Here is a 22,572-nt window from a genome sequence, read left to right on the forward strand (position 1 = left end):
ACCGAGATGAACACCACCCCGAGACGGGCCCGCCGCACGGCGGGCCTGCTCCTGGCCGCGACCGCGCTGGCGGCCCTGGCCTCCTGCACCAGCAGCGGTGAGAGCGGCACCTCCGCCGCCGTCGCCCCGGAGCGGGCGGCGCAGGCCCCGGCTGGCGCGGACGCCGCAGGTTCCGCGAACGGCGGGAAGGCCGCCGAGTCCGGACCGGCCGACCGGCAGGCCGCCCAGGTCAGCGCCCCGGGCGTGGACCGCAAGCTCGCCCGCACCGCCACCCTCGAACTGGGCTCGGACGACGTGGTCGCCGCCGCCGAGACCATCCGCGCCGAGGTCTTGGCGGCGGGCGGCTACTCCGGGCAGGAGTCCGTCTCCGAGCGCACCGCCTCGCTGACCCTGCACGTGCCGTCGGACAAGCTCGACGCGGTCCTGGCGAAGCTCACCGACGGCGGCGCGGGCACGGTCCGCAACCGGGGGCAGAACGCCGAGGACGTCACCGAGCAGACCGTGGACGTGGAGAGCCGCATCAAGACCCAGCGCGCCAGCCTCGACCGGGTCCGCGCCCTGCTGGCGAACGCGCGTTCGGTCCCCGAGATCGTCGAGATCGAGAGCGAGGTGACCCGCCGCGAGGCCGAGTTGGAATCCCTCCTCGCCCGCCGCGACCGGCTCGCGGGCAGCGTGGCGATGTCGAAGATCACCGTGCAGGTGGTCCGGGCGGACGCCCCGGTGGTGTCCGAGCCCGCGGACGACAACAGCTTCCTGTCCGCGCTGGCGGCGGGCTGGGACGGCTTCCTGACCGCGGGCGGGTTCGTGCTGCGGGTGGTGGGCTACCTGCTGCCGTTCGCCGCGCTCGCGGCCGCTGTCGGCTGGGTCGTGCTGCGGCTGCGCCGCAGGACCAGGGCGGAGCCGCCCGCGGCGCCCGTGGCGCCCGCGGAGGGCTGAGGCGCGGGGTGGGGTCGCGGAGCGGACCGGGCGAGGGGGGAGTCGTAATCCCGGACCGCCCCGCGACCGAACCCACCGGGCCGCCGAGGCGGGGGGCACCTGGGGCCCACTGCGGGTTTCGTGCGGCTCGGCAGGGGAGTCGAGCCGCGCGGGTGGCCCCGGGGATCAGGGAGTGCTTGGGAGCTGATCCGTCGAGGCTGTTGTCAACTTGTCAGATGCGGGACACGGACACAAGGCCGCCAGGTAAGCCGATCGGGGACTCTCGCGCGGTTGGCGTCTCGATTTCATAACGACGCTTGTTCCGCAGGTCAGCGCAACCCCGACCGGCCCCGGCGCGCACCCCCGGACCGGTCGCGGACAGCGGTCCGACCATCCGGGGCGGATCATCCGGGCAGGCCCCGCCGCCGCGGGCGCCGGTACCACGTGCGAGCGCACCCGTGCGCCCCTGTCAAGCCCACCCCACGGGTGCGCCCGAACGGGTCTGGCAGGCTCCACCCATGGCCATCGGAACCCTGGTGCTGCTCCGGCACGGCGAAAGCGTCTGGAACGCACAGAACCTCTTCACCGGCTGGGTCGACGTGCCCCTCTCCGAGAAGGGCACCGCCGAGGCGATCCGGGGCGGGACCCTGCTGCGCGAGGCGGGCATCCTCCCGGACGTCGTCCACACCTCCCTGCAGCGCAGGGCCATCAACACCGCGCACCTGGCGCTGGACGCGGCCGACCGCGCCTGGATTCCGGTCAAGCGCGACTGGCGGCTCAACGAGCGCCACTACGGCGCCCTGCAGGGCAAGGACAAGAAGCAGACGCTGGCGGAGTTCGGCGAGGAGCAGTTCATGCTCTGGCGCCGCTCCTACGACGTCCCGCCGCCGCCCATCGAGCGCGGCTCCGAGTTCAGCCAGGACGCCGACCCGCGCTACGCCGGGCTGGGCGCCGACCTGCCGCTGACCGAGTGCCTCAAGGACGTCGTCACCCGGCTGGTCCCGTACTGGGAGTCCGAGATCGTCCCCGACCTGCGCGCGGGTCGGACGGTCTTGATCGGCGCGCACGGCAACAGCCTCCGCGCCCTGGTCAAGCACCTCGACGGCATCTCCGACAGCGACATCGCCGGGCTGAACATCCCGACCGGCATCCCGCTGCGCTACGACCTCACCGAGGACCTGGCGCCGACCACGCCGGGCGGCACCTACCTCGACCCCGACGCCGCCGCGGCCGCCATCAGCGCGGTGGCCAACCAGGGCCGCTGACCCCCGACGACCGACCGAGGCCCCGGCTCACCCGAGCCGGGGCCTCCGCCGTCCCCGGGGCGCCGTCCCGGCGGCCCCGCGGTTCACCGGGCGACGCCCCGTCGTACGGGGCGCCACGCGCAGGCGACCGGCCCGTGGCAGCCCCGCCAAGTTCACCCGCCGGGGTGGTTACGGAAGGATCACCGGCGGGTTTCTACCGGCCGGTAGGACACGACAGGGTGAACGTGACCTGACTGCGGTACGAACAACCGCGCGGCAGGTGTCACCACTGTCACGGAAAGCGTGATCAGACTGGTCAAAACCGCTGCCGGGCTGCTTACGATCCCCCTGTGGCCGCCCCGGTCTGTATCGCGTTGTCGCTCGGCACCCTGCTGATCGGCCTGTCCGTCGGTTTCCTGCTCGGCCGCACCCGCGGCGCGGTGGGCAAGCGGAAGCCGGTCGGCCCCACGGTCGCCGAGCTGGTCAGCCGTCTGACGCACTCCTCGCACTCCGGCATCGTCGTGCTCAACCGCTTCGGCGACGTCGTCCTGCACAACCCGCGCGCCGAGGCCCTCGGCCTGGTCCGCAACCACCGCGCCGACGACCGGGCCCGCAAGGCCGCCGAGGTGGTGCGCGAGACCAACGAGCCCATCGAGGTCGACCTGGCGCCGCTGGAGTCGCGCGGCGGGCGCACCCCGGAGGCCGTGGTCGGCGAGGTCCGCCCGCTCGGCGACGGGTTCACCGCCATCGACGCCGACGACCAGTCCGAGGTGGTCCGGCTGGAGGCGGTCCGCCGCGACTTCGTCGCCAACGTCAGCCACGAGCTCAAGACCCCGGTCGGGGCGATGGCGCTGCTGGCCGAGGCCGTCCTCGACGCCGCCGACGACCCGGTCGAGGTGCGCCGCTTCACCACCAAGATCCTGCACGAGGGCAACCGCCTGGGCACCCTCGTCACCGAGCTGATCGCCCTCTCCCGCCTCCAGGGCGCCGAGCGGCTGCCGGACATGAACACCGTCGGCGTGGACGCGGTGGTGGCCGAGGCCATGGGCCGCGCCCGCCCGGCGATGGAGACCGCGGGCATCGACATCACCACCGACACCGACAGCGGCCTGCTGGTCGAGGGCGACCGCACGCTGCTGGTCACCGCGCTGTCGAACCTGCTGGAGAACGCCCTCGCCTACTCCCCGCCCGGGTCCCCGGTGACGGTGAGCAGGCGGGCCGCCGAGGGCATGGTCGAGATCGCGGTCACCGACCGCGGCATCGGCATCGCCGAGGAGGAGCAGCAGCGCGTGTTCGAGCGCTTCTACCGCCTCGACAAGGCCCGCTCCCGGGCCACCGGCGGCACCGGCCTCGGGCTGGCCATCGTCAAGCACGTCGCGGCCAACCACGGCGGCGAGGTGCGGCTGTGGAGCAAGCCGGGGCTGGGCTCCACGTTCACCCTGCGCATCCCGGCCCACGTCGGGTCGGAACCCGTCGGGGTCGGGGCACAAGGCGCGCTGTCGACGGTCGACAGCGCCGTTAGCGATCACCACGGAGGACCGGCATGACGAGGGTGCTGATCGTCGAGGACGAGGAGTCCTTCGCCGACCCGCTCGCCTTCCTGCTGCGCAAGGAGGGGTTCACCGCCGCGGTGGCGGGCACCGGGCAGCAGGCGCTGGAGGAGTTCGACCGCAACGGCGCCGACATCGTCCTGCTGGACCTGATGCTGCCCGGGATGAGCGGCACCGACGTGTGCAAGGCGCTGCGCCAGCGCTCGGCCGTGCCGGTGATCATGGTGACCGCCCGCGACAGCGAGATCGACAAGGTGGTGGGCCTGGAGCTGGGCGCCGACGACTACGTCACCAAGCCCTACTCCGCCCGCGAGCTGATCGCCAGGGTGCGCGCGGTGCTGCGCCGCGGCGGCGAGGCCGGTGGCGACGGCGAGCTGCTGCCGCAGGTGCTGGCGGCCGGGCCGGTGCGGATGGACGTCGAGCGGCACGTGGTGACCGTCTCCGGCACCGACGTGGCGCTGCCGCTCAAGGAGTTCGACCTGCTGGAGTACCTGCTGCGCAACGTCGGCAGGGTGCTCACCCGCGGCCAGCTCATCGACCGGGTCTGGGGCGCGGACTACGTCGGCGACACCAAGACGCTGGACGTGCACGTCAAGCGGTTGCGCTCCAAGATCGAGCCCGACCCGGCGGCCCCGAGGCACCTGGTCACGGTCCGCGGCCTGGGTTACAAGTTCGAGTCCTGATCGAGGCCATGTACGGTTCTGGCCGTGCGCCTCGGTGTGCTAGACGTCGGCTCCAACACCGTCCACCTCCTCGTGGTGGACGCGCATCGTGGTGCCCACCCGACCCCCGCCCGCTCGGAGAAGACCGTGCTGCGGCTGGCCGAGCGGCTCACCCCGTCCGGGCTGCTGTCCAAGCGCGGGGCCGACGACCTGGTGCGCACCGTGGCCGAGGCGAAGGCGTCCTCGGTGCGCCTGGGCTGCGCGGAGCTGATGGCCTTCGCCACCTCGGCGGTGCGCGAGGCGGGCAACTCCGCCGAGGTGCTGGCCAGGGTCACCAGGGAGACCGGGGTGGAGCTGCGCGTCCTCTCCGGTGAGGACGAGGCCCGCTACACCTTCCTCGCCGCCCGCCGCTGGTACGGCTGGTCGGCGGGGAACCTGCTGGTGGCCGACATCGGCGGCGGCTCGCTGGAGCTGGCCGCGGGCATCGACGAGAACCCGGACTTCGCCGTGTCGGTGCCGCTGGGCGCCGGGCGCACGACCCGCACCCGGTTCACCGCCGACCCGCCCACCCGCACCGAGGTGGCCGAGACCGCGCAGTGGCTGGTCGAGCAGCTCGCGCCGGTGGCCAAGCGGGCGGCGAAGTTCGGCAGGCCGGACCGGGCGGTCGCCACCTCCAAGACGTTCCGCACCCTGGCCAGGCTGACCGGGGCGGCGCCGTCGTCGGCCGGGCCGAGGGTCCGCCGGGTGCTCACCGAGTCCGGGCTGAGCCAGCTCATCGCGTTCGTCTCCCGGATGTCCGCGACCGACCTGGCCGAGCTGGACGGGGTGAGCCCCAGCCGCGCGCACCAGCTCCTGGCGGGTGCCCTTGTGGCGCAGGCCACTATGCGAGCGTTGTCACTGACCGAACTCGAGATCGGGCCGTGGGCCCTGCGCGAGGGTGTCATCCTGCGACGGCTGGACCAGACGAATGGCGAGGACCACACTGATTCCTCGGACTGACAGGTACTGCTGGGCGGCGACCGACCGGGTGCTGCCGCTGGAGTGTGCGAGCACTGGACTGTTCGGCCCGCACGGGGCACGGTGGAGTGGATGAGTCAAGAAGGTGGACCGGAGCGCACGCAGCGCACCGTGGCCGAGTTGCTGGCCAAGTACGGCGGCAACCCGGACGAGGGCGCGCCCAGGCGACGCCGCCGCAGGGCGGACGACGCCTCGGACACCGCACCCCAGGCCATCATCGAGCGGGTCATGTCCGACAGCGGCACCATGCTCCCGATCCGCGAGGACCAGGAGGCGCCCGAGCGCACCTCGCACCGGCCGCGCCGCGCCCCGCAGCAGCCGCCCGCCGCTGACCGGCAGCAGCCGCCGCAGCGCAGGCAGGCGCCCCCGCAGCCCGAGCAGGCCCCGCCGCCCGCGCACCAGCCGCCGCAGGACCGCCAGGCCCCGCCGCGCCGCCGCACGCTGCCCCAGGGGCCGCCGCAGGCCGAGCCCCCGCAGGACCCGCCGACCGTGCCGCAGGCGGGCCCGCCCGCGGGCAGGCCGACCACGCCGCGCCGGTCGCTGCCGGTCCGCGGCCGCACCGGCGACCCCGGCCTGGAGACCGGCCGGTTCGACCCGGCCGCCCGCCCGGAGCCCGACCGCCAGGAGTTCGAGCAGCAGGCATTCGAGCCGCCGCCCTTCGAGCCGCAGGGCCGCGCGGACCACGAGCGCCCGGACTACGAGCGCCCGGAGTTCGACCCGCCCGCCCGCCCGGACGTCGAGCCGCCGCGCCCGCCGCGCGGTCGGCCGCGCCCCGGGGTGGACCAGTTGCGCGACCCCGGCCGCCAGCAGGCCGACCAGGGCAGGCGGGAGGCCCGCCGGGACACCCGGATGGAGGGCACCCGCCCGGACCTGCCCGACCTCGGTTCCGCCGAGCCGCCCGCCCCGGACCTGCCCCGCCGCCCGGGGCGGCCGGAACCGCCGCGCCCCGCGCCGGAGCCGATGACCGAGCAGTTGCCCCGCGTCCCGGAGCGCACCGAGCTGGTCGACCCGGTGCAGGTGGACCAGGCGCCGACCGACCCGGTGCCGACCGACCCGCCCCAGGCCGGTCCGGCGCAGGCCGCCGGTCCGCGCCGGGGTGGCCCGCTGCTGCCCCGCCGCGCCCCGGGCACGTCCCGGCGCCCCGGGCTGCCGAACGGCCCGCAGCAGCCCTCGCAGGCCCTGCCGGTGCCGCCTGGTCGCGCCCAGGAGTTCCCCGGTGACGCCGCCGAGACCGCGGTCGACCCGCAGGGCCCGCCCACGGAGTTCCACGAGAAGGTCGAGGGCTTCGACGACAAGGCCGCGACCCGGTTCGACGACTACCAGGCCCACGACGACTACCCCGGCCTCGGCGCGGGCCCGCGCGGTCGCGCCGCGGTCGACGAGCGCCCCTCCGGCGACTTCGACGTCAGCAGGCTCGACGCCCCCGACACGTTCGACGCCGACGACGACCGGCCCGACGACCGCGACGACGAGGACGACCTCGAGGAGCTCGAGGACCTGGACGACCTCGACGCCGACGACGCCGACGACGAGCGCGAGACCTCGCCCACCCGCGAGTGGCTGATCATGGGCGGCCAGCTCGCGCTCGGCGTGGCAGGCGGCGCGGCGGTGTGGCTGGGCTTCAACTGGCTGTGGCGGGTGCTGGCCCCGGCGGCGCTGATCGGCGCGCTGGCCGTGATCGTCGGCCTGGTGCTGATCGTCCGCAAGATCCGCAAGGCCGAGGACCTGCAGACCACCGTGCTGGCGGTACTGGTCGGCCTGGTCGTCACGGTCTCCCCCGCCGTCCTCCTGCTGCTGGGCCGGTGACGGTGGTCCCGGTCGGCCTGTCCACCGCGTCGGTGTGGCCGCAGACAGCGGCGACGGCGTTCGCCCTCGCCGCGGACCTCGGCTACGACGGCGTCGAGGTCATGGTGTGGGCCGACCCGCTGAGCCAGGACGTGCCGCAGCTACGCAGGCGGTCGCGGAGCACGGGCGTGCCGGTGCTGGCCGTGCACGCCCCGTGCCTGCTGATCACCCAGCGGGTCTGGTCCCCGGACCCGGAGGTCCGGCTGCGCCGGGCGGTCCGCGCCGCGCAGGACCTCGACGCCCGCACGGTGGTGGTGCACCCACCGTTCCGCTGGCAGCGCCGCTACGCCGACGGCTTCGCCGACCTGGTCGCCGCCCTGGAGGACGAGAGCGGTGTAGCGGTGGCGGTGGAGAACATGTTCCCCGTCCGCCGGGGCCTCGGCGCGGGGCGGGCGGTGGAGCTGTCCGCGTTCCGCCCGTCGACCGACCCGACCGACGAGGGCCACCGGCACTACACGCTGGACCTGTCGCACGCCTCCGCCGCCAGGGTGGACGCGATGGCGCTGGCCGGGCGGATGGGCGCGGGCCTGACCCACGTGCACCTCGCCGACGGCAGGGGCCTGCCCAAGGACGAGCACCTGGTCCCCGGCCGGGGCGACCAGCCGTGCGCGGAGCTGCTGCACAGCCTGGTCGAACGGGACTTCACCGGGCAGGTGGTGCTGGAGGTCAACACCCGGCACGCCAAGGCGCCGGGGGCACGGGCCGCCGAGCTGCGCGAGTCCCTGGCCTTCGCCCGCAAGCACCTCGTGCCCCGCTAGGGCCAGTCCCCGAAGCCACCCAGCCACCCCGCCAACTGCCCTGCCACGCCGAACCCCACCGGCGCAGCCGGCGACCACCCGACAAACCGCCGGCCTGGCGGCCCGCCACCTGAACCTCACAGTGCGCAGCCGGCGACCACCCCACCAACCCCCGGCCTGGCGGCCAGCCACCCGAACCTCACAGTGCGCAGCCGGCGACCACCCCACCAACCCCCGGCCTGGCGGCCAGCCACCCGAACCTCACAGTGCGCAGCCGGCGACCACCCCACCAACCCCCGGCCTGGCGGCCAGCCACCCGAACCTCACAGTGCGCAGCCGGCGACCACCCCCGCAGCCGCCGGCCCGGCGCCGGAATGCCCGGGTGGGTGGATGTGCTTGGGTGGGGGAAGCGATCATGTGCGAGCCTGCCTGGGCAGTGGGGCACTCTTTTCGTCCCACTCGGTCACACTGGGCGCATGATCGCTGTAGGGGCCCCGCCCAAGCAGATCCACCCACCCGGGCACGCCCAACAAACGACCGGGCCCTTAAACCACGGCACGGCTGAGCAGATCCACCCGGGCACGCCCACAAAACGACCGGGCTTTGAAACCACGGCACGGCTGAGCAGGTCAGCCTACCCCGGACACCCACAACAAACCCCGGCGCTTGAGCCGAAGCGCGTACCAAGGTCCCGGCGAAGCGGCCGAGCACACGGCCCAGCGAATTTCGCAGCCCCCGAATCAATCCAAGCAGGAGACACCGACAGAGGCGGGCGGCCGGATCGGGGTTGTCCACAGGCGGTCGGGTGCCACCCCCGACAACAGACGTAGGACGACCGGACGGTTTGCCGCCGAGTTGGTGTTCCCCACGTAGAGTCCCGGTCCGTGAACCCACTCCGTTCCCTGATCCTCGCCGCCGCGCGGAACGGCGCCACCCGCCGCCTCGTGGCGACCGCCCCCGTGAGCCGGGACGTCGTCCGCCGGTTCGTGGCGGGGGAGACCACCGAGGACGCCGTCGCCGTGACCCGGCGGTTGGTCGACTCCGGTCTCGCCGTCACCCTCGACCACCTCGGTGAGGACACCACCGACACCGAGCAGGCCGAGCACACCGTCCGCGCCTACCTGGACCTGCTCTCCGCCCTGGGCCCGCTCGCCGCGCACGCCGAGGTGAGCGTCAAGCTCACCGCCGTCGGCCAACTGCTCGACGAGGGGTTGGCCCGGGACAACGCCGCCCGGATCTGCGCCGCCGCGGCCGAGGCGGGCACGACGGTCACCCTCGACATGGAGGACCACACCACCACCGACTCCACCCTCCGGGTGCTCGACGGCCTGCGCCGCGAGCACCCGTGGGTGGGCGCGGTCCTCCAGTCGTACCTGCACCGCACCCTGGACGACGTGCTCGACCTCTCCGGCCCCGGCTCCCGGGTCCGGCTGTGCAAGGGCGCCTACGCCGAACCGGAGTCGGTGGCCTTCCAGGAGCCCGTCGAGGTCGACAAGAGCTACGTGCGCTGCACCAACGCCCTGCTCGCGGGTTCCGGTGTGCCGATGTTCGCCACCCACGACCCGCGCCTGGTGCGGATCATCGGCGAGCGCGCCCAGGCCCACGGGCGACCCCCGGGCAGCTACGAGCACCAGATGCTCTACGGCATCCGCCCCGAGGAGCAACTGCGGTTGGCCCGCCTCGGGCACACCGTCCGGGTGTACGTGCCCTACGGCGGTGAGTGGTACGGCTACCTCATGCGCAGGATGGCCGAACGGCCCGCGAACACCGCGTTCTTCCTGCGCGCCCTGGTGACCCGGACCTGACGGACGGCGGCGATGGTGGCGCGGGGGGAATCGGTGGACCGGGCGTGGCAGGCTGTGGCCATGAATAGCGCTGCTGGGCACGGCGATGTGCGGGCGGGTGGCGGCCCGGCGCCCGCGGTCGGGTCGTTCGCCGCGGCCGTGCGCGTGCGCCCCCTGGGGGACGGCACGTTCACCGCCGACCTGCCCGCCGCCTGGACCGTGGGCGGGCGCCCGCACGGCGGCTTCCTGATGGCCCTGCTGGCCAAGGCGGCCGTGGCCACGCACACCGGTTCCGGCACGCCGCTGGTCGACCCGCTCTCGGTGAGCGCGCAGTTCCTGCGCCCACCGGGGGTGGGGCCGGTCCTGCTGCGCACCGACGTGCGCAAGTCGGGCAGGCGCACCACCGTCGTGTCCGTCCACTTGGAACAGAGCGGGCACAGTTGCGTCGAGGGCCTGGTCACCACCGGCAGGCTGCCCAGGGAGCGGGCCGCGTGGACCGACCTGCCCAACCAGTCCGCCGAACCGCCCGGCAACGCCATCGACCTGTCGGCCATGCGCTCGGCGTCGGCGTTCAAGCTCAGCGAGACCTGCGACGTGCGCCTCGACCCCAACGGGGCGGGCTTCCTGCACGGGCACATCGGCGACCCGCTGCGGCTGCGGCTGTGGGCCCGCCCGCGCGGCGAGCACCCCGACCCGCTGTTCGCGCTGGTCGCGGGGGACATCTCGATGCCGGTGACGTTCAACCTCGGCCGCGTCGGCTGGTCGCCCACGGTCCAGCTCACGGCCTTCCTGCGCTCCCGCCCGGCGCCGGGCTGGCTGCGCATCCAGGTCGAGTCCAAGGCCGTGCACGGCATGTGGTTCGACGCCGACGCCACCGTCGTCGACTCCACCGGCCGCCTGGTCTGCCAGGCCCGGCAGCTCGCGCTCTCCGCCATCGGCTGACCACCCCGGGAGGGTCCGGTTCCCCGGCCCCTCCCGGGGCGGCCGGGCTGGATAGCCTGGTCGCATGACTGAGGTGAAGCGACCGGTCGTCGCGGTGTTCGGCGCGGGCAAGATCGGCGAGGCGCTGCTCTCGGGCCTGCTGCACGGCGGGCGGAGCACCGACGAGCTGGTGTTCACCGAGCGCTCGGCCGCGCGCGCCGCCCAGCTCACCGCCGACCACGGCATCCCCTCCGCCGACGTGGCGGACGCGGCGGAGCGGGCCGACGTGCTGGTGGTCGCGGTCAAGCCGCAGGACATCGAGCCGCTGCTGGACGAGCTGGCGCCGGTGGTCGGCCCGGGCAAGCTGGTCGTGTCGCTGTGCGCGGGCCTGCCGACCGCCCTGTTCGAGCGCAGGCTGCCCGAGGGCGTCCCGGTGGTCCGGGTCATGCCGAACACCCCGATGCTCGTCAACGAGGCCATGAGCGCCATCTCCGCGGGCGCGCACGCCGGTCCCGAGCACCTGGCCACCGTCGAGGAGCTGATGGGCGTCGTCGGCAAGGTCGTCCGGGTGCCCGAGGCGCAGCAGGACGCCGTCACCGCGCTGTCGGGTTCCGGGCCCGCCTACTTCTTCTACCTGGTCGAGGCCATGATCGACGCGGGCATCCTGCTCGGCATCCCGCGCGCGGTCGCCCAGGACCTCATCGTGCAGTCCGCGGTCGGCGCGGCCACCATGCTCGCCCAGGGCGGCGACCACCCGGTGACCCTGCGCGAGGCGGTCACCTCCCCGGCGGGCACGACGATCATGGCGATCCGCGAGCTGGAGCGGCACGGGGTCCGCGCCGCGCTCATCGACGCCATCGAGGCGGCCAGGGACCGCTCCCGCGAACTGGGCGCCGCGCACGACCAGGGTTGATTGAATAACCGAAAGTGACATCGCACCAGTCACACGTGTCCCGCTACCCTCGATCGAAGCACGTGCGTGTCGAATCCGTCGGTGGGGAAGCCGGCGGCGCGACGCGTGTTGAAGGTTGCGGTGAATCATGGCTGTTCAGAAGCGAGATGAGCCCAAGACCCTGCCCCAGGTGCAATTCCTGACCGTGGCCGAAGTGGCCACCCTGATGCGGGTCTCCAAGATGACGGTCTACCGGCTGGTGCACGGCGGCGAGCTGCCCGCGGTGCGGGTCGGCAAGTCGTTCCGCGTGCCGGAGAAGGCCGTGCACGACTACCTGCAGAACGCGTACTTCGACGCGGGGTGACCCGGGCCCGTTGACGGGCCCCTTGCCGGGGCCGCCCAAGCCGCCGGGTACTCTGGTCAGCCGTTGTGCCTGGTGTCTTGGCGCGCGTCCTCGGACGTGGCAGCACCGGAGCGCCGGACTCCAGTACGACCAACGGACAGGAGCTGAACCCACATGGGCTCGGTCATCAAGAAGCGTCGCAAGCGCATGTCGAAGAAGAAGCACCGCAAGCTGCTGCGCAAGACTCGCGTCCAGCGTCGCAAGCTCAAGAAGTAGTTTCGCAATACCCGGCGGGCGGCCTGTGCTCATCTGCGCACAGGCCGCTGCCTTGTTCGGGTGAACATCCCCCGACACCCCGTGTGACCTGCGTTAAGAGTGTGTTGCTCGACTGGCGGCCCGCCGGGGCCCGCGTACAGTCGTAGGTCCCGACACCTCATCCCAGGGATGCCCATGACGCCCAAAGTCGTTCTGGTGACCGGCGTCGGCGGCTACCTGGGTGGCCACCTGGCCGCCCGGCTCGCGGCCAACCCGGACATCGACCGCGTCCTCGGCGTCGACACCGTGCCCCCGTACCGGGACGTGGTGCGCACCATGGGTCGGGCCGAGTTCGTCCGCGCCGACATCCGCAACCCGCTGATCGCCAAGGTCATCACCTCGGCGAACGTGGACACCGTTGTGCACGCCTCCCTGACCGCGCTCCCGCCCGGGCCCACCCGGCGCACCGCGCTCAAGGAGATGAACGTCATCGGCACCATGCAGCTCCTGGCGGCCTGCCAGCGGGCGCCGTCGGTGCGCAAGCTGGTGGTCAAGTCCAACACCGCCGTCTACGGCGCGGGCCCCCGCTCCCCGGCGGTGTTCACCGAGGACGACACCCCCAAGGACATCTCCTCCGGCGGCCCGGCCAAGGACGCCGTCGAGGTGGAGCAGTACGTGCGCGGCTTCGCCCGCCGCCGCCCGGACGTCGAGGTCACCCTGGTCCGGCTGACCAACCTGATCGGCCCCCGGGTCGACACGGTGCTCACCCGCTACTTCGCCCTGCCGGTGGTCCCCACCGTGCTCGGCTACGACGCCCGCATCCAGTTGCTGCACTCGGAGGACGCCCTCGCGGTGCTGGAGCAGGCGGCCCTGCGCGAGGGCGGGGGAGTGTTCAACGTGGGCGGCGACGGCGTGCTGATGCTGTCGCAGGCCATCCGCCGGGCGGGGCGCGTCCAGCTCCCCATGCCCGCCGCGGCGGTGCCCACCGCGGGCAGGCTGCTGCGCGGCGCCCGGCTGGTCGACTTCAACCCCGACCACGTGCGCTACCTGAACTACGGCCGGGTGGTCGACACGACCCGGCTGCGGACGGTCTTCGGGTTCACCCCCAGGTGGACCACCCGGCAGGCGTTCGACGACTACGTGCACGGCAGCGCGCTGCGGCCGGTGCTCGACCCGTCGCTGCTCGCCGCGTTGGAGAGCCGGGTCCTGCGGACCCGGGTGTGAGGCAACCGAGCGGAGAAGGTGCGTAGGGAATGCAGGAAGCCAGGGTGATCCCGCTCCAGCGGACCGAGCGGAATCGCCGGTTCACCCCGCCGTCCACCCCCGACGGCCCGGCCGTCGAACCGACCCCGCTGCGCCCGGAGCCCGCCGCGCCGCCGGTCTCGCCGCTGCGCCGGGGCGTGGCCGACGCGCTGGCCTTCGCTCGACGCAGGCTCGCGGGCGACTACCAGGTCGACGAGTTCGGCTTCGACCGCGACCTCACCGAGGCCCTCCTGCTCCCGCCGCTGCGCGTGCTCTACGACAGGTGGTTCCGGGTCGAGGTCAGCGGCATCGAGAACCTGCCGGTCGACAGCGGCGCCCTGATCGTCAGCAACCACTCGGGCACGCTGCCGATCGACGCGCTGATGACCGCGGTCGCCGTCCACGACAACCACCCGGGCAGGCGGTACCTGCGGATGCTCGGCGCCGACCTGGTCTTCCAGGTGCCGGTGCTCGGCGCGCTGGCCCGCAAGTCCGGCCAGACCCTGGCCTGCAACCCCGACGCCGAGCACCTGCTGCGCTCCGGCGAACTGGTCGGCGTGTGGCCGGAGGGCTTCAAGGGCATCGGCAAGCCGTTCTCCGACCGCTACAAGCTCCAGCGCTTCGGCCGCGGCGGGTTCGTCTCGGCCGCCCTGCGCACCGGGGTGCCGATCGTCCCGTGCTCCATCGTGGGCGCGGAGGAGATCTACCCGAAGATCGGCGACCTCAAGGCCATCGCCCGGCTGTTCGGCCTGCCGTACTTCCCGATCACCCCGTTCTTCCCGCTGCTCGGCCCGCTCGGCGCCGTCCCGCTGCCGTCGAAGTGGCACATCCGCTTCGGCGAGCCCATCACCACCGACACCTACGACGCCGACGCCCAGGACGACCCGATGCTGGTCTTCAACCTCACCGACCAGGTCCGCGAGACGATCCAGCAGACCCTCTACCGGATGCTCACCCAGCGCGGGAACCCGTTCCTCGGCTGAGCGGCTACCGGGCCAGCCGGTAGCGGGTCAGGCCGCGGATCACCACGGTCTTGCGCCAGCGCGCCCGCCCGACCGGCTTCAGCTCGGGCAGCCGCTCGGCCAGGGCCGTCAGGGCGACCTCGCCCTCCAGCCGGGCCAGGGGTGCGCCCAGGCAGTAGTGGATGCCGCTGGAGAACGACAGGTGGTCGCCGCTGTCGGGGCGGGAGATGTCGAAGCGGTCGGGGTCGGTGAACACCTCCGGGTCGCGGTTGGCCGCGCCCAGCAGGCAGGCCACGAGCGTGCCCGCCCGCGCCTTCACCCCGCCGATCTCCACGTCCTCGTGCGGCAGCCGCTGCGTCATCTGCACCGGCGACTCGTACCGCAGCACCTCGTCCACCGCCGCGGGCGCCAGCGACGGGTCCGCGCGCAGCGCCGCCCACTGGTCGGGGTGCGCGGCGAAGGTGTGCACGGCGTTCCCGATCAGGTTCGACGTGGTCTCGAACCCCGCGATCAGCAGCAGCTCGCAGGTCGAGAGCAGTTCCTGCTCGGTCAGCTCCCCGCGCCCGAGCGCCCCGACGAGGGTGCTGATGACGTCCGGCCCCGGGTCGGCGGTCCGCTCCTCGATCAGCCGCAGGAACAGCTTCTGCAACTCCCCGGTGGCGTCGCGCAGGTCCCGGGCGTGCCGGACCGACTTGATGCCGTCCAGCGAGGCGCCGAGGACCCTCCCGTACCGCAGGAACGTGTCCGCGTCGACGTCCGGCACCCCCAGCAGGTCGCTGATGACGGCGATCGGCAGCGGCGAGGCGAAGTCCGCGACCAGGTCGAACACCGGCTTCGCCAGCGCGTCGTCGAGCAGCCGGTGCGTGGTCTTCTCCACGCTCTCCCGGTACCCGGCGATCTGCTTCGGCCCGAACGCGGGCCGGGCCAGCCCCCGCAGCCGGGTGTGGTTCGGCGGGTCCTCCTCCAGGAAAGTGTGCGTCACCAGGTGCTCGGCGGGCAGCGGCGACCGCGCGAACGGCGCGGGCTCGGACCCGTCCGCCGTGCGCACCCCCAGCCGCCGGTCGCGCAGCACCTGCGACACCAGCGCGTGCGAGGCCACGGTCACCGCACCGGTCCGGCTGCGCTGCGCCCCGCTCAGCCGCCGGTACTGGGCGTACGGGTCGGCCCGCCACGGCGGCGCCACCACCCGCGCCAGCGGGTCCCCGGCCGCGGCGATCCCCCACACCCCGCCCCACACCAACGCCAGCCGACCACCCAGAGCGATCTCGTCCCGAAGCGCCATGCGCCCCACCCTAGGCGCGACCCAGCCCCTCTTCCAGGGCCGTGACCAGCGGGGTGCCGCCCAGGCGCCCGCTGAAGCGTGGAATCGAACCCCTGGTCCGGGCAGCCTCAGAAGGCCCGCTTCTTGTAGGCCAGCCCCGCCGCGACCGCACCGGCCAGCGCCCCCGCGCCCAGCACCGACGGCACGCCGATCTTCGCCGCCTTGCGCCCGGTCCGGAAGTCGCGGATCTCCCAGCCGCGCTTGCGGGCGACCTCGCGCAGCCCGCCGTCCGGGTTGACCGCCACCGCGGTCCCCACCACCGACAGCATCGGCACGTCGTTCGAGGAGTCCGAGTACGCCGTGCACCGGCGCAGGTCCAGCCCCTCGCGGGCGGCCAGCGAGCGCACCGCGTGCGCCTTCGCGGGCCCGTGCAGCATCTCGCCGACCAGCTTGCCGGTGAACACCCCGTCGGTGCTCTCCGCGACCGTGCCCAGCGCCCCGGTCAGCCCCAGGCGGCGCGCGATGATCGAGGCGAGTTCGACCGGGGTGGCGGTCACCAGCCACACCCGCTGGCCCGCCTCCAGGTGCATCTGGGCCAGGGCGCGGGTGCCGGGCCAGATCTTGTCCGCCATCAGGTCGTCGAAGATCTCCTCGCCGAGCGAGATCAGCTCCGCCACCGTGTGGCCCGCGACGAAGGACAGGGCCTGCTCGCGGCTGGTGCGGATGCTCTCCGCGGTCTCCTTGCCGCCGACGCGGAACAGGACCTGCTGCATGGCGAACTTGAGCAGGTCGGAGTTGGTGAAGAACTTGCGCGCGGCCAGGCCCCTGGCGAAGTGGAAGATCGAGGCGCCCATCATGACGGTGTTGTCCACGTCGAAGAAGGCCGCGGCGGTGAGGTCGGGCGGGGCGCTCGTGCGCGGCGGCTCGTTGGCCTCCATCGCGACCGCGGCGTCGGCGCTCGCCGCGCCCGCGACCACCGCGATGCGTTCGCGTTCGAGTTCGGGGTCCTGCTCCCCACGCCGCAGGGACACCGCGCGCCTCCCGTCCGATTGGGACTCCGCCGATCAGTGTCGATCAGTCAGCCGACCAGTCGACCACAGCCTAGCGCCGTCCGGTCAGCCGATCTCGATACCGGGCAGGCCCAGGATCGGGGGTACCGCGATCGTGGGCAGGGGGAGCGGGAGCGGCACCTTCAGGGTCGGCGGCGTCGAGGTTCCCGGCCTCGGCGGCGTGGTCGTGGTCGCCTCACCGGGCGTCGACGGCGGCGGCTGCACGGGTGTCGGGGCGGTCGTGGTGGCCACCGGGTCGCTGCCCGCGCCCGGTGCGGGGGGCAGGCCCGCGGGGCCGTCGGAACCGGTGGTCGGGGCGACCTGGCCGGTGCCGGTGGTGGTGCCGGGGGCACCGGTCCCGGGCTGGGTGCCCGCCTGCGACGGCGGCGGCGGCACGGCGCCGGGGCGCAGCGCGCACACCGTGGTGGCGGGCAGCGGACCCAGCTCGTCGACCGCGCCGGAGGTGATCTCGTGGCAGGGCAGCCGGTCGAGCAGCGCGGCCGAGCGGGCCTGGACCTCGGTCAGCAGGGTCGAGGTGGTCGACTCGCGGTTGGCCGCGGCCGCGGGCAGCCGGTCGCGCACGGCGGCGAGGCGCGAACCCTGCTGGGCCGCCCAGCCGCCCAGCGCGTCGAGCCCGCCGCCGTCGCCGGTGGTGACCAGGGCCAGGGTCAGCAACTGCCGGGTGCCCGCGGTGGTGTCGCCCTCGAAGTCGGAGAACGCGGCCAGGTAGTCCGACACCGGGCCGTCGGCCGGGTCGGGGTGGCGCTGGGTCAGCGTCTCGATCTCGGTGATCCGCGCGGAGGCGAACTCCAGGTGCTTGAACGCCCGCTCCTCGTCGCCGAAGGTCAGGCCGAGGGACGCGGCCTCGCCGGTGCGCTTGATCCCGTACAGCGGATCACCCGGGAGGGCGTCGCGGGCGAGCAGCAGGCTCATCCCGCCGAGGGAGAACACCATCACCAGCACGGCCACCGCCGCCACCGCGAACCGCCCGCGGACCCCGTGGGTGGTTCTTGGGCCCTCCCCGGGCCGCGTGCTGCCGGTGGTCGCGGTGGCGCGGCGGGAGCGCGGCGCGCGGCCCGCCCGGACCGGTCGCGGGTTGGGCGTCGGTCGCGGCCGGTCGGCGGGGAACTCGGTCAGCACCCGGTTGAAGATGCGGTCGCGGGCCGCGGGGTCCGGGCCGGTCAGCGGGCCGAGCTGGGCGAACAGGCCGAGGACGGCCCGGTCGTCGTCGGTGAAGTCGTCGTCGAGGTCGGCGAGCAGCGCCCCGAGGTCGGCGCGCGACGACTCGGCGCGGCCGTCCGGCGCGCGCCCGTCGCGCGGGCCCGAGGACCCCGATCCGCTCTCCACATCCCGCTCCGATTTCGGCGTTGGCTCTTGATCGGTCTCAACGACCGCGGGTGCCGGGGGTTACGGCTCCGGCCCGCCGCTCCCCGCGTTGTACACCCGTTCGGCGTACACCGCTCACCGGAGCTCCGTCGGCAGCAACTGCGCGAGCCGCCGCACCGCCCGGTGCTGCAACGCCTTCACCGCACCCTCGTTGCGGTTCATGATCTCGGCTGTCTCCGCGACGGACAACCCCTGCAGGAATCGCAGCACGATGCACTCCCGCTGGTCGTCGCCGAGCTGGTCGACGCACTGCAGCAGCGCGTCGCGGGTCACCCGGGACATGACCTGCTGCTCGGGGCCCGCTTCGTCGCGCTCGGAGTCGCGGAACTCCGGGGTGGTGACCTCCAGCCGGTAGCGGCTGGACTTGACGTGGTCGAGCACCAGGTTGCGGGCGATCGTGACGAACCACGCGCCCACGTCGCGGCCCTGGTAGCTGACGGAGGTGATGCGGCGCAGCGCGCGCAGGAACGTCTCGCTGGTGACGTCCTCGGCCAGCTCGCGGTCGCCCACCCGGAACAGCACGTAGCGGAACACCACGTCGACGTAGCGGTCGTAGAGCTTGCCGAACGCGACCGTGTCCCCGGCCTGCGCGGCGTGCACCAGCTCCCAGGACGCGCGGTGCGCCTCCTCGGCCTCCACCGGCTCGGTCCCGGTGGTCCCGTCGGCGGGAACGGTCGCGTCCCCGGCCGGCTCCGGTGCCGGACGGGCGTGCGGCACGGCCGCGTCGGCCGTGTTCGTTCGCGTAGGACGGGTCATCGAGCTGCCGCTCACTCCCTGGACGGTCCCGTTCGGCTGACCACGCGTTGGGCATCCGGTGGGGCTTACGTGTCGTTACTTTTTAGTAGTTGATAAGTCTTCAGGTAAAGGATGTGTCATCTGATGTAGTGAACCGTGATGTTGGTGAGCCGCGCCACAGCGTGGGCATTGCCCGATGCCGTGCAAATGCAGCACCCTATCCGGGTACCTGCGACGAGAGGCCCGCTCCGATGGCAGAGTTGCCCACCGGAACCATCGCTGACCTGGTCATGAAGGCCGCCGCGACGGTACCCCGTCATCTCGCCCTGGTCGACGCCCCCAGCGGGGCGTCGCTGACCTGGCGGGCGCTGGACGCGGCGGTCGACGCCTACGCCCGGGTGCTGACCGAGCACGGTTTGACGCAGGGTGATCGCGTCGTCCTGCTGCTGCCCAATGGGCTCGAATTCTGCGTCGCACTCTTCGGCGTCATCCGTGCGGGTGGCGTGGCCGTCCCGATCGACACCGAATCCGCCCCGCCCGAGGTGCGGCGGGTCGTGGAGCACTGCGGCGCCGAGCTGGCCCTGGGACTCGGCGGGGATGCCGCCGCGGCAGCGCTGCCCGCCCCGGTCCTCGACGCGGAGCCGGGGGAGCCGTTCGCGGCCGTCGGCGGCGGCGAGGACCTGGCGGTGCTCTGCTACACCTCCGGCACCGGCGGGCTGCCGCGCGGGGTGATGCTGTCGCACCGGGCGCTGCTGGCCAACGTCGAGCAGTGCGCCGCGCTGCGCCCGGCCCCGGTCACCGCCCAGGACCGGGTCCTGCTGGCCCTCCCGCTCTCGCACGCCTACGGCCTGTCCGGCCTGTGGCAGGTCGCCGCCGCCGGGGCCACCGGGGTGCTGCTCGACCACTTCGCCGTGGGCAGCGCGCTGGCCGCCTGCCAGGAGCGGCGGATCAGCACCGTCGTCGGGGTGCCCGCGATGTACCGGGCGTTCGTCGGCGCGGGCGCCGAGCGGCTGGGGGAGGCGCTGTCCACGGTCCGGCTGGCCACCTCCGGCGCGGCCCCGCTGGACCCCGGGGTGCTGGCCGGGTTCCGCCGCGAGACCGGCCTGTCGATCTACGAGGGCTACGGCCTGACCGAGACCGGCCCGGTGCTCACCTCCACCCTGGCCAGCGGGGTCGCCAAGCCCGGCTCGGTCGGCAAGCCCATCCCCGGCGTGGAACTGCGCCTGGTCGACAGCGACGGCTCGACGATCGAGGTCCCCACCGAGGACGACGAGATCAGCTATGGCGAGGAGGAGACCGGCACCGGCCTGGTCGCCGCCCGGGGCCCCAACCTGTTCAGCGGCTACTGGCCCGACGGCGCCCACGGCCCCGACGCGGACGGCTGGTTCCGCACCGGCGACGTCGGCTACCTCGACCCCGACGGCGACCTGCGCCTCGTCGACCGCGCCAACGACCTGATCATCGTCAACGGCTTCAACGTCTACCCGCACGAGGTCGAGCGGGTCGTCGGCGAACTCCCGGAGGTCGCCGAGGCCGCCGCCGTGGGCGTCCCGGACGAGCGGGCGGGCGAGCGGGTCAAGGTGGTGGTCGTCCTGCGCCCCGGCACGGAACTGACCGAGGACGGCGTCCGCGCCCACTGCGCGGAGAACCTGGCCCGCTTCAAGGTCCCGGCGGCCGTGGAATTCGCCGACGCCCTCCCGCACTCGGTCACCGGCAAGATCCGCCGCGCCGGCCTGCGCGGCCCGCGCTGACCCCGCCGGTAGCGTGGCGGCCATGAGCACCAGGGTGACGGTGGTGACCAGGCAGGGCTGCCACGCCTGCGAGGTCGCCGAGGCCGACGTCGCGCGCATCTGCGCCGACCTCGGCATCGGCTGGGACACCACCGACGTCGACACCGACCCGGAACTCCGGGCCGAGTTCGGCGACCGGGTCCCGGTGATCCTGGTCGACGGGGACGAGCACGGGTACTGGAAGGTCGAGGAACCCCGCCTGCGCGCGGCACTCGCCTGACGCCGCGCGGACCGGGGTTGAGCAGCCACCACCCGATCGGGTGGTGGCAATCCGCGGGTCCACCGGGATCGAATACCGCACGTGGACACCATGGAGCGCGACGCAGTGGCCGAGGCACAGCCCGCCGACAAGCTGCCGGTGCCGATCGCGGCGCTGATCGGCGTGCTCGCGGTGGCCGCCGCCCTGGCCGCGGGGCACTTCGTGGCCGGGTTCGTGGGGCCGACCGCCTCCCCGTTCCTGGCCGTCGGCAACAGCGCGATCGACCTGACGCCCGAGTCGCTCAAGTCGTTCGCCATCCGCAACTTCGGGTCCAACGACAAGGTCGTGCTGCTCTCCGGCATGGCCGTGACCATGCTGCTGGTGGCCGTCGTCGCGGGCCTGCTGTCGCGCCGCAAGCCGCTGCCCGGCCTGGTCATCGCGGGCGCCCTGGGCCTGGTCGCCATCGCCGCCGTGCTCAACCGCCCCGACGGCGGGCAGCTCGCGGTGCTCGCCCCGATCGCCAGCCTCGCCGCCGCCATCGGCGTCTTCCGCTGGCTGCACCTGGTGGCCACCAGCCGCTTCACCGCCGAATCCGCGCACGACCGGGGCCTGTCGCGGCGCGGGTTCCTCTACTCCTCCGCCGGTGTCGCGGTCGGCGCGGGCGTGCTCGGCGGGGTGGGCCAGTTCCTGTCGGGCCGCGTCGACGTCGAGGGTTCGCGGGCGGGTGTCGGCTCGCTCAGGCCGAAGGTGCCCGCCCCCGCGATCCCCAACACGGCCGACTTCTCCGCCATCGGCTCGTCGAAGTTCATCACCAGCAACGAGAAGTTCTACCGCGTCGACACCGCCCTCACCGTGCCCCGCCTGCGCGCCGAGGACTGGAAGCTGCGCGTGCACGGCCTGGTCGACAACGAGCGCACCTTCGACTTCGGCGACATCCGCGACCGCGACCTGGTCGAGAAGACCATCACCATGACCTGCGTGTCCAACGAGGTCGGCGGCCCGTACGTCTCCACCGCGAACTTCATCGGCGTCCCGGTGCGCGACCTGCTGCTGGAGGCGGGCGTGCCGAACCGCTCCGCCTGGGTCTTCTCCACCAGCGTGGACGGGTGGACCACCGCCACCCCCGTGGCCGACCTGCTCGACGAGGAGCGCGGCGCCCTGCTGGCCATCGGCATGAACGGCGAGGCGCTGCCGCTGGAGCACGGCTTCCCGGCCCGCCTGGTCGTCCCCGGCCTCTACGGCTACGCCTCGGCCACCAAGTGGGTCGTCGACCTGGAGCTGATCACCGAGGGCGCCAAGAAGTTCTACTGGGAGGAGCGCGGCTGGGCGACCAGGGGCCCGATCAAGACCCAGTCCCGCATCGACTTCCCGGTCGGCTTCGGCAACGTCCCGGCGGGCAAGGTCCAGGTGGCCGGGGTCGCCTGGGCGCAGACCGTGGGCATCGACAAGGTCGAGGTCCGCATGGACGGCGGCCCCTGGCAGGTCGCGGAGCTGGCCACCGAGGTCAACGACCGCACCTGGCGGCAGTGGCGCACCGAGTTCGACCTGGGCAGCGGCAGCCACCGGGTGGAGGTCCGCGCCACCGACCGCAACGGCGACACCCAGACCCCCGACCGCGTCCCCCCGATCCCCGACGGCGCGACCGGCTGGCACCTCATCCAGTTCTCCGTGGACTGAGCCCTGACCCGGGCGCCGGTGGCACCCGACACACCACCCGCGTTCGCACAGGTGTTCGACTGTGGGCTATACTCGTCGGCATCCGGGATTGGTCGGCGGGGAAGGT

The 22,572-nt window shown here is 73.7% G+C and carries 21 protein-coding genes; 17 read left to right on the forward strand and 4 right to left on the reverse strand.

The window, feature by feature from the left end:
• Window positions 1-6: 6 nt before the first annotated feature.
• The 14 genes from DFQ13_RS08050 (at window position 7) to DFQ13_RS08115 (ending at window position 14,390) form a co-directional block, all read left to right on the forward strand.
• Complete coding sequence (locus DFQ13_RS08050) at window positions 7-936, forward strand: DUF4349 domain-containing protein (RefSeq protein ID WP_233438326.1); 930 nt, start codon at window positions 7-9, stop codon at window positions 934-936.
• A 497-nt stretch (window positions 937-1,433) separates the two neighbouring features.
• On the forward strand, window positions 1,434-2,180 hold the full coding sequence (locus DFQ13_RS08055) for a phosphoglyceromutase (protein WP_035289687.1): 747 nt from the start codon (window positions 1,434-1,436) through the stop codon (window positions 2,178-2,180).
• Window positions 2,181-2,509: 329 nt separating this feature from the next.
• Complete coding sequence (locus DFQ13_RS08060; RefSeq protein ID WP_219994338.1) at window positions 2,510-3,706, forward strand: sensor histidine kinase; 1,197 nt, start codon at window positions 2,510-2,512, stop codon at window positions 3,704-3,706.
• A complete protein-coding gene (locus DFQ13_RS08065; RefSeq protein WP_035289690.1) occupies window positions 3,703-4,392 on the forward strand; it encodes a response regulator transcription factor in 690 nt (229 codons plus the stop codon). Before DFQ13_RS08060 ends, DFQ13_RS08065 begins: the two co-directional genes overlap by 4 nt.
• Before the next feature lie 24 nt (window positions 4,393-4,416).
• Window positions 4,417-5,370 (forward strand): Ppx/GppA phosphatase family protein, encoded by a 954-nt coding sequence (locus tag DFQ13_RS08070; protein WP_035289692.1) that lies wholly within the window; start codon window positions 4,417-4,419, stop codon window positions 5,368-5,370.
• 90 nt (window positions 5,371-5,460) lie between these two features.
• Window positions 5,461-7,194, forward strand: coding sequence for a hypothetical protein (locus tag DFQ13_RS33655; protein WP_181399893.1), 1,734 nt, complete (start codon window positions 5,461-5,463; stop codon window positions 7,192-7,194).
• Window positions 7,191-7,991 carry a sugar phosphate isomerase/epimerase family protein gene (locus DFQ13_RS08080; protein WP_110079411.1) on the forward strand — a complete coding sequence of 267 codons (801 nt, stop codon included), beginning with the start codon at window positions 7,191-7,193 and terminating at the stop codon, window positions 7,989-7,991. Before DFQ13_RS33655 ends, DFQ13_RS08080 begins: the two co-directional genes overlap by 4 nt.
• Window positions 7,992-8,854: 863 nt before the next feature.
• A complete protein-coding gene (locus tag DFQ13_RS08085; RefSeq protein ID WP_035279324.1) occupies window positions 8,855-9,775 on the forward strand; it encodes a proline dehydrogenase family protein in 921 nt (306 codons plus the stop codon).
• A gap of 60 nt (window positions 9,776-9,835) precedes the next feature.
• Window positions 9,836-10,696: a thioesterase family protein gene (locus tag DFQ13_RS08090; RefSeq protein WP_233427452.1), complete on the forward strand. Its 861-nt coding sequence runs from the start codon at window positions 9,836-9,838 to the stop codon at window positions 10,694-10,696.
• A 64-nt stretch (window positions 10,697-10,760) separates the two neighbouring features.
• Window positions 10,761-11,588 (forward strand): pyrroline-5-carboxylate reductase, encoded by an 828-nt coding sequence (gene proC / locus DFQ13_RS08095; RefSeq protein WP_035279330.1) that lies wholly within the window; start codon window positions 10,761-10,763, stop codon window positions 11,586-11,588.
• Window positions 11,589-11,715: 127 nt separating this feature from the next.
• Window positions 11,716-11,931, forward strand: coding sequence for a helix-turn-helix domain-containing protein (locus tag DFQ13_RS08100; RefSeq protein WP_035279333.1), 216 nt, complete (start codon window positions 11,716-11,718; stop codon window positions 11,929-11,931).
• A gap of 153 nt (window positions 11,932-12,084) precedes the next feature.
• Window positions 12,085-12,186, forward strand: coding sequence for a 30S ribosomal protein bS22 (locus DFQ13_RS08105; protein ID WP_018684825.1), 102 nt, complete (start codon window positions 12,085-12,087; stop codon window positions 12,184-12,186).
• A 174-nt stretch (window positions 12,187-12,360) separates the two neighbouring features.
• On the forward strand, window positions 12,361-13,389 hold the full coding sequence (locus DFQ13_RS08110; protein ID WP_035279335.1) for an NAD-dependent epimerase/dehydratase family protein: 1,029 nt from the start codon (window positions 12,361-12,363) through the stop codon (window positions 13,387-13,389).
• Between the two features lie 29 nt (window positions 13,390-13,418).
• Entirely contained in the window at window positions 13,419-14,390 is a 972-nt protein-coding gene (locus DFQ13_RS08115; RefSeq protein ID WP_035279336.1) for a lysophospholipid acyltransferase family protein, read from the forward strand.
• 4 nt (window positions 14,391-14,394) lie between these two features.
• Here the strand turns inward: DFQ13_RS08115 and DFQ13_RS08120 are convergent, their stop codons facing one another.
• The 4 genes from DFQ13_RS08120 to DFQ13_RS08135 form a co-directional block, all read right to left on the reverse strand.
• On the reverse strand, window positions 14,395-15,651 hold the full coding sequence (locus DFQ13_RS08120; protein WP_110079412.1) for a cytochrome P450: 1,257 nt from the start codon (window positions 15,649-15,651) through the stop codon (window positions 14,395-14,397).
• A gap of 107 nt (window positions 15,652-15,758) precedes the next feature.
• Window positions 15,759-16,568 (reverse strand): HAD family hydrolase, encoded by an 810-nt coding sequence (locus tag DFQ13_RS08125; protein WP_110079695.1) that lies wholly within the window; start codon window positions 16,566-16,568, stop codon window positions 15,759-15,761.
• A 177-nt stretch (window positions 16,569-16,745) separates the two neighbouring features.
• A complete protein-coding gene (locus DFQ13_RS08130; RefSeq protein WP_110079413.1) occupies window positions 16,746-18,026 on the reverse strand; it encodes a DUF5667 domain-containing protein in 1,281 nt (426 codons plus the stop codon).
• 114 nt (window positions 18,027-18,140) lie between these two features.
• The gene (locus DFQ13_RS08135) at window positions 18,141-18,821 is read right to left on the reverse strand and encodes a sigma-70 family RNA polymerase sigma factor (protein WP_035279339.1); all 681 of its coding nucleotides are present in this window, start codon (window positions 18,819-18,821) and stop codon (window positions 18,141-18,143) included.
• Between the two features lie 230 nt (window positions 18,822-19,051).
• Here DFQ13_RS08135 and DFQ13_RS08140 point away from each other — a divergent pair, with 230 nt between their 5' ends.
• From DFQ13_RS08140 to DFQ13_RS08150, 3 genes are all read left to right on the forward strand, one after another.
• A complete protein-coding gene (locus DFQ13_RS08140; RefSeq protein WP_110079414.1) occupies window positions 19,052-20,551 on the forward strand; it encodes an AMP-binding protein in 1,500 nt (499 codons plus the stop codon).
• Window positions 20,552-20,573: 22 nt separating this feature from the next.
• The gene (locus tag DFQ13_RS08145; protein ID WP_035279340.1) at window positions 20,574-20,810 is read left to right on the forward strand and encodes a glutaredoxin family protein; all 237 of its coding nucleotides are present in this window, start codon (window positions 20,574-20,576) and stop codon (window positions 20,808-20,810) included.
• 90 nt (window positions 20,811-20,900) lie between these two features.
• Window positions 20,901-22,466, forward strand: coding sequence for a molybdopterin-dependent oxidoreductase (locus tag DFQ13_RS08150; RefSeq protein ID WP_110079696.1), 1,566 nt, complete (start codon window positions 20,901-20,903; stop codon window positions 22,464-22,466).
• The last annotated feature ends 106 nt before the right edge of the window (window positions 22,467-22,572 follow it).

This window comes from Actinokineospora spheciospongiae (assembly GCF_003182415.1).
Lineage (GTDB): Bacteria > Actinomycetota > Actinomycetes > Mycobacteriales > Pseudonocardiaceae > Actinokineospora > Actinokineospora spheciospongiae.

What these genes read in the sequence shown, in the direction of transcription:
- DFQ13_RS08050 (WP_233438326.1), top strand. Translation starts at nt 7, where the DNA reads ATGAACACCACCCCGAGACGGGCCCGCCGCACGGCGGGCCTGCTCCTG.
- DFQ13_RS08055 (WP_035289687.1), top strand. Translation starts at nt 1,434, where the DNA reads ATGGCCATCGGAACCCTGGTGCTGCTCCGGCACGGCGAAAGCGTCTGG.
- DFQ13_RS08065 (WP_035289690.1), top strand. Translation starts at nt 3,703, where the DNA reads ATGACGAGGGTGCTGATCGTCGAGGACGAGGAGTCCTTCGCCGACCCG.
- DFQ13_RS33655 (WP_181399893.1), top strand. Translation starts at nt 5,461, where the DNA reads ATGAGTCAAGAAGGTGGACCGGAGCGCACGCAGCGCACCGTGGCCGAG.
- DFQ13_RS08090 (WP_233427452.1), top strand. Translation starts at nt 9,836, where the DNA reads ATGAATAGCGCTGCTGGGCACGGCGATGTGCGGGCGGGTGGCGGCCCG.
- proC (WP_035279330.1), top strand. Translation starts at nt 10,761, where the DNA reads ATGACTGAGGTGAAGCGACCGGTCGTCGCGGTGTTCGGCGCGGGCAAG.
- DFQ13_RS08100 (WP_035279333.1), top strand. Translation starts at nt 11,716, where the DNA reads ATGGCTGTTCAGAAGCGAGATGAGCCCAAGACCCTGCCCCAGGTGCAA.
- DFQ13_RS08105 (WP_018684825.1), top strand. Translation starts at nt 12,085, where the DNA reads ATGGGCTCGGTCATCAAGAAGCGTCGCAAGCGCATGTCGAAGAAGAAG.
- DFQ13_RS08110 (WP_035279335.1), top strand. Translation starts at nt 12,361, where the DNA reads ATGACGCCCAAAGTCGTTCTGGTGACCGGCGTCGGCGGCTACCTGGGT.
- DFQ13_RS08115 (WP_035279336.1), top strand. Translation starts at nt 13,419, where the DNA reads ATGCAGGAAGCCAGGGTGATCCCGCTCCAGCGGACCGAGCGGAATCGC.
- DFQ13_RS08120 (WP_110079412.1), bottom strand. Translation starts at nt 15,651, where the DNA reads ATGGCGCTTCGGGACGAGATCGCTCTGGGTGGTCGGCTGGCGTTGGTG.
- DFQ13_RS08125 (WP_110079695.1), bottom strand. Translation starts at nt 16,568, where the DNA reads ATGGAGGCCAACGAGCCGCCGCGCACGAGCGCCCCGCCCGACCTCACC.
- DFQ13_RS08135 (WP_035279339.1), bottom strand. Translation starts at nt 18,821, where the DNA reads ATGACCCGTCCTACGCGAACGAACACGGCCGACGCGGCCGTGCCGCAC.
- DFQ13_RS08140 (WP_110079414.1), top strand. Translation starts at nt 19,052, where the DNA reads ATGGCAGAGTTGCCCACCGGAACCATCGCTGACCTGGTCATGAAGGCC.
- DFQ13_RS08145 (WP_035279340.1), top strand. Translation starts at nt 20,574, where the DNA reads ATGAGCACCAGGGTGACGGTGGTGACCAGGCAGGGCTGCCACGCCTGC.
- DFQ13_RS08150 (WP_110079696.1), top strand. Translation starts at nt 20,901, where the DNA reads ATGGAGCGCGACGCAGTGGCCGAGGCACAGCCCGCCGACAAGCTGCCG.